This window comes from Corallococcus sicarius, assembly GCF_003611735.1.
In the GTDB taxonomy this organism is placed as follows: Bacteria; Myxococcota; Myxococcia; order Myxococcales; family Myxococcaceae; genus Corallococcus; species Corallococcus sicarius.
Map to the genome: position 1 here is coordinate 1 of NZ_RAWG01000499.1, position 4554 is coordinate 4554.

Genomic DNA, 4554 nt, shown 5'->3' on the forward strand with positions numbered 1-4554 from the left:
GGGTCTGCTTCTGTGCGGTGGAGCGGCACCCACGGCGAACGAGTGTCCGGTGCTGAGCGCGCGCAGGGCCCTCCGTGCCGTTGCCGTGCGCCCGCCTGCTCCCTAACTCCTCCCCTCGGTCGCGGTCGGTCCATGTTCCGAGAGGGGGACACCATGTCTGGGTTTCGCTTTGTCACCACGCTGGTGGGGTGCGCGCTGCTGCTGGGCGTCGGGCAGGTCGCCGAGGCGCAGGGGTGTGTGTCCGCGGCCTGCACGGGGGACTCGGTGGTGGACCACCTCTTCACGGCGGGGTCGCGGTGGCGGTTCAACGTCCGCAACTGCCCGTGTGAGGGGTTGTTCATCGAAGCGGCCTCGTTCACGCCCCGCGGCGGCGTGGCGCGGCGGGTGCTGGGGCAGGCGAGCCTCGCGGAGATCCACGTGCCCTACCTCGTGGGCACGCCGCGCTTCCTGGACCTCTCCCGGGACTCCGCCGGGCTGGGCAGGAGCGCGCTGCCGTGGAGCGCGGACGAGTGCGCGGGCGGGACGCGGCTGGCCAATGACACCATCTGCCTGAACGTCGAGGACCGGGGGCTCGCGTGGAAGTACCTCAACACGTCCCAGCGCGGTGAGAGCCTGTCGGTGACCATGGCCTCGCAGCTGGGCGCGTACACATACATCAACCAGTGGGAGTTCCACGACGACGGGAGCATCGAGCCGCGGATGGGCCTGACGGGGCGGCTTGCCCGCTACGGCGGCAGCGACGCCTATGCGCCCTACGGCCGCCGCCTGAACGCGCAGTCCGCGGCGACGCCGGACTACGGGCTGTCCCACATGCACAACGCCTACTACCGGCTGGACTTCGACATCGGCGGGGCGGCGGATGACGCGGTCGAGCGGATGACCTTCCAGCCCTCCTCGGCCGCGTCGCCCGTGAACCCCTGCACCACGCCGGGCGCGTGTGGCGTCAACGTCGTGACGCCCCTCCTGACGGAGACGGCGCAGGACTTCACCGCGGACGCCTATACAAGCTGGCGCATCTACGACAAGAACCTGCTCAACAACGACGGGCGGACCGTGTCGTATGAGCTGGTGCCGGAGGTCGAAGGCGTGTGGCAGGGACAGGTCTCCACCGACGAGCCCTGGTCCCAGCACGAGCTCTGGGTCACCCGGTACAACGCGTGCGAGACGCTGGCGGTGGGCAACTTCCCGCCCCACATCAACGCGGGCTGCACCACGGCGAAGCCCAACGTCAGCGCGATGGTGGATGGACAATCCGTGGACGGGCAGGACGTCGTCGTCTGGTACGTCAACCGGCACCTGCACACGCCACGCGATGAGGATGAGGTGAACATGCCCATCGAGTGGATGTCCTTCATGATCAAACCCCGGGGCTTCCATCACAGAAGCCCGCTGGAGCCCTGAGCGTGCTTCAGCTCAGGTGGAAGGGGATCTGCCGCTCGAACTCGCGGCTGGGCACTCCGACGATGGAGTACGCCGGGGACTGGATGGGAGGCATGGTGCGCAGGATGCGGCGGTGGAACGTCTGGTAGCCGTTGCTGAACTTCCCGCCGTTCCACACGCGCAGCAGGTTGGACGTGAAGAGGCCGTTGAAGGCGCCATCGCTGGACAGCTGGTTGTCCTGGCAGCCGGAGATGAGCAGCACGGTGGACTTGAGCGACAGGCGCGGATCCTCCTTGGGCAGCCGCTTCATGATGTCGTCGTACATCGCCTTGTTGTCGCGGTAGGTGCGGTGCTCGATGCCCAGGGGCATCTCCTTGAAGCGCCGCTCGGAGGGCTCGCTGCTCTGCACGGTGTCCGCGAGCAGCTGCAGGCTGCCGCTGGAGCGCAGGGCCGCGTAGGCCACCCGGCTCACCGAGCCGCTGTGGCAGCTGTCGGAGAGCATGAAGACGCGCACGCCCGGCTTGAGCTTCGACATCGCGACGAAGAGCTCATCGTCGATGACCTCCCCGTCATAGAGGCACCACGTCTCGTCCAGTCCATCCGACTCGTCACCGTTCCTGTCCGGGAGCTGGCCGCCGTGTCCCGAGTAGGTGAACAGCAACAGGTCCCCGGCCCCGAGCACCTTCACCGCCTCGTCCATCTCCCCGAGCACCTTCGCGCGCGTGGCCTCCTTCGTGAGGATCGTGCTCACGCGACCGAAGTTCTGCGTCTTCGCGATGCTGGCCATGTCCTCCGCGTCCGCCTCGCACGCCGTGAGCTGGCCATCCCAACCCGCGTAGTGTCGGGGGTCGACCGTGTTCAAACCGATGTTGATGGAATATCCCTGAGCCATGACTGGTACTCCTCCCTGTTCCTCAAGGTGGAGTCCGTCCCCGTGGGATGTCACGGGTCAGGCAGGGCGCACGCACGCACGTCCCGCTGGCCCTTGTGACATGGCAGGTTACGGCCCGCGCGAATCTGTGGCGGGTCGCGCTACTGCGCGCAGGCCCGTCCCCGTGCGTCCGGGACGCGGCAGGGGCATGGCCCGGCGGGTGCAGTGGCGCGTGCCGGGTCTTCAGCCGACCCGACATGCAGTCATCCCCCAACGAGAAGAAGGTTCATCCATGAGTATCAAGCTGACGGGCCGCCTGGTGGTGGCCGCGCTCCTGAGCCTGACGGCCGCCGGTTGCCAGGGTGAGGAAGCGCAAACGCCCGCGGGTGACTCGCTTTCGTCGCAGGAAGCGAAGGTCGAGCAGCAGTGTGTCGAAGGCTTCAACGGCATCAAGAACTGCGCGACGGGCAGCGCCGTGCTGGCGCGCACCGGGAAGGGCATCGCGGTCTCCGGCCTGAAGGACGTGAGGGCGGACGGCTTCTCCAGCCAGTTCCCCCGCTCCACCAGCTGGAACCTGCAGGCGGACATCGGCGGGCTCGGTGTGACGAAGCAGGGCTTCACCCTGGCGGCCCGGGATGGCGACCAGGTGGTCAGCGCGCTGCGCGTCGGCCTGGGTGAGGGGGACCGCGTGGTCCTCGCGCCCACGTTCACGGGCGGCTCGACCCCTTCGGCCTACCGGGTGAACCTGTACCAGAACGGCCGGCTGATGCTGTCGCAGCAGCACCCGTGGGAGTACGGCGGCGTCAACTCGGAGTGGTACAACATCCACATCCGGCTGACCCGCATCGACATCGGCTTCAAGAACCACAACTCCACGAGCATGTTCGACACCATCCGCGACGGCGCCTGCCTCTGGAGCTTCCGCGGCGCCCCGGGCGCGTTCTCGCTGGACGCGGACGGCAAGCCGGTCAGCGGCGACTACCTGGAGATCGTCGAGGAGGTCGAGGACGGGCACTACCCGTACACCGGTTTCTCCTCCATCGACGTGAAGGCCTCCGCGAGCGACTTCACCGTCCTGGGTGAGTCCACCGTCCAGGGCAAGTAGTCCCCGACGCGAAGCCGTTGCACGCCGGGCGGGAGAGACTCCCCGTCCGGCGTTTCTCATTGCGGGCGGCTACAGCGTGGGGGCCGGCAGGTCGAGCCCCAGCAGCAGGCCGCCGGTGAGCTCCAGGGTGGGCGGGGCCACGTAGGCGTGCTGGGTGGCGACGTGGACGTCGCGGAAGCAGCGCTGGAGGGGGCTGGAGCGGAAGACGGCGCTGCCGCCCGCGGCCTCGTACATGCCGTCCACGGCGCGCGCGGCGCTCCGGGTGGCGTGGGTCATGGCCAGGCGCAGCTCGGCGCGGGCGCGCTGGGAGACGGGGCCCCGCGTGGACTCGGCGTAGACGGCGTGGAGGGCCTCCAGGACGAAGGCGCGGGCGGAGCGCACGGTGGCCTCGGCGACGGCGACGGCCTCCTGGGCCGCGGGGCGCGCGGCCAGCTGACGGCGCTCCAGCATCAGGGTCTTCTGGTGCGCCAGGGTGATGAACTCGTCGATGGCGCGGCGGGCGATGCCCAGCGCCACGGCCGGGATTCCCATTCCCAGCAGGCAGAAGGGGAAGCCGTAGAGCGGCGAGGTGACGCGCCTCGGGCTGAAGAACGAGAAGGCATACGCCTCCGGCACGAAGAGGTCCTTCACCTCCATGTCCCCGCTGCCCGTGCCGCACAGGCCTGAAGCGAACCAGGTGTCGTGCAGCACGACGCTCCCGGCCGGGAAGAAGCACAGCCGCGTCTCAGGGAGCCCCGTGGCCCCCAGGCGGGGCTTGCCCCCTTCCGTCACCACCGCGCCTCCCACCAGCCACTGGCAGTGCTGCCCGCCGCTCACCCAGGGCCAGCGGCCGGTGACGCGGTAGCCTCCCTCGACGCGCTCGGCGCGGCCCATGGGCGCCGCCATGCCGCCGGTGATGGCGTCCGGCGCGCCGTACACGGCCTGGGCCGCGGGCTCCGGCAGCCAGGCGGACGTCAGCGCGGTGGAGGCGCCAATCATCACGCACCAGCCCGTGGCGCCGTCCGCCTTCGCCAGCGCTTCGATGATCTGGAAGGACTGCGCCGGGTGCAGCTCCAGCCCTCCTAGCGACTCCGGGATCATCATCCGGAAGAAGCCCTCCCGGGCCAGCTCGGCGGCCAGGTCCGGGGGCAGCCGGCGTGCGCTCTCGATTTCGTCGGAGCGCGCGGACAGGCGGGGGAACAGCGCCTGGGCGGTGGCC

The 4554-nt window shown here is 69.6% G+C and carries 4 protein-coding genes; 2 read left to right on the top strand and 2 right to left on the bottom strand.

Annotated features, from left to right (window positions below):
* Positions 1–153 precede the first annotated feature (153 nt).
* Entirely contained in the window at positions 154–1401 is a 1248-nt protein-coding gene (locus tag D7X12_RS39560; protein ID WP_158620213.1) for a copper amine oxidase, read from the top strand.
* Between the two features lie 7 nt (positions 1402–1408).
* Here the strand turns inward: D7X12_RS39560 and D7X12_RS39565 are convergent, their stop codons facing one another.
* On the bottom strand, positions 1409–2272 hold the full coding sequence (locus D7X12_RS39565) for a caspase family protein (protein WP_120630319.1): 864 nt from the start codon (positions 2270–2272) through the stop codon (positions 1409–1411).
* 271 nt (positions 2273–2543) lie between these two features.
* Here D7X12_RS39565 and D7X12_RS39570 point away from each other — a divergent pair, with 271 nt between their 5' ends.
* Positions 2544–3356, top strand: coding sequence for a hypothetical protein (locus D7X12_RS39570; protein ID WP_120630320.1), 813 nt, complete (start codon positions 2544–2546; stop codon positions 3354–3356).
* Between the two features lie 69 nt (positions 3357–3425).
* Here D7X12_RS39570 and D7X12_RS39575 read toward each other — a convergent pair.
* On the bottom strand, positions 3426–4554 hold a 1129-nt coding region (locus D7X12_RS39575), incomplete at its 5' end, for an acyl-CoA dehydrogenase family protein (protein WP_120630321.1).